This is a genomic window from Shewanella sp. 11B5 (assembly GCF_002836795.1).
Lineage (GTDB): Bacteria > Pseudomonadota > Gammaproteobacteria > Enterobacterales > Shewanellaceae > Shewanella > Shewanella frigidimarina.
Map to the genome: position 1 here is coordinate 1 of NZ_PJAP01000172.1, position 1,110 is coordinate 1,110.

Consider the following 1,110-nt stretch of genomic DNA (forward strand, 5'->3'; position numbering starts at 1 on the left):
TGCTAATAATATCAGCATCAGAAATGACCTTATTCACTTCTACACTATGTCTGGTCTCTCGGTCTCGTTGAGTTGAAGGATGGCCTTCATCGCATCCTGCAACATGATATCGAGAGCCAAAACACGCCGTTTTACCGTCTGAGCTTCTCTTACGATAGTAAGCCTTTCCTTCGCACTCTGGGCATTGTAAAAACTGCCTAAATTTTTCAATTTCAGTTTCAGGTAACGCCTGAAATTTCAAAATTGAAAAAGTGTGCCTTTGCCCACCATAAGTACAAACAGCATCAATCATTTAATACCCACATCATCTATAAAAACGGACCTTTAACATTCGCGATAAAGGAACCTTTAAGCCCAACAGAACAATATCAAGTTATTAATAGGAATACTATTTTACAATAGTCACATTGGCCATTCCATTGGCAGATATTAGAAAATTGAACTTAACAGACTAGAATCAGCCCATGAATTTGGCTGTTAATTGATTGTGGTTTGATCAGCGCGACTATCCATAATAGACATAATTCATATTGGAGTGAATCCACCAGCGACTGACAATATGATTTGATCACTTTGTAGACCATTGGGTTATAAGGGATTAGAGCCTAAGTCCAAAACTCACCATTGGCACTATTTGTAGTCGTTAAGAAAAGTAAGATGCCATAGTGTGTTGTATTTACGGTTTACTCGAATGTTTTGCCGGATCATTGTATTGCCACAAAACGTTAATTATTTTCCACTCATTATTTTCATTTTTATATAGATGCATGTAATCAATCCAATCATCGACGATTAATTTTACCGATGCAACTTTATTATCAATATCCAAAATATTGATATCAACTTTAGGAGATGACGGGAATTTATTACCCTCTTTATTATAGTTTTCAGCCACCCACACCATAGTGTCAAAATCAGTTTCCATTATAATTTCAGAGCCATCTTTAGATTGCCAATAAGTTCTTTTAGCTAACTTCTTATCAACGCCTCTTCTCATCAACTCAGGCTCGACGTTGTGTTGCGATTCTATATAGTCGAGCACCGCTCTTGTTACATTTTGACTATCAACATTTGTATCGGCTGTTACCGTACAAGAAAAAAATACTAATA

Annotated in this window: 1 protein-coding gene and 1 pseudogene; both read right to left on the reverse strand. The window is 36.4% G+C overall.

Features of this window, described 5'->3' with window-relative positions; all coding sequences use genetic code 11:
- Positions 1 to 292 (reverse strand): annotated as a pseudogene (locus CXF78_RS21605) (hypothetical protein); the annotation flags it as partial.
- Between the two features lie 384 nt (positions 293 to 676).
- Positions 677 to 1,110: nuclear transport factor 2 family protein (locus CXF78_RS01420; protein WP_102035755.1), on the reverse strand; the 434-nt coding region annotated here is incomplete at its 5' end.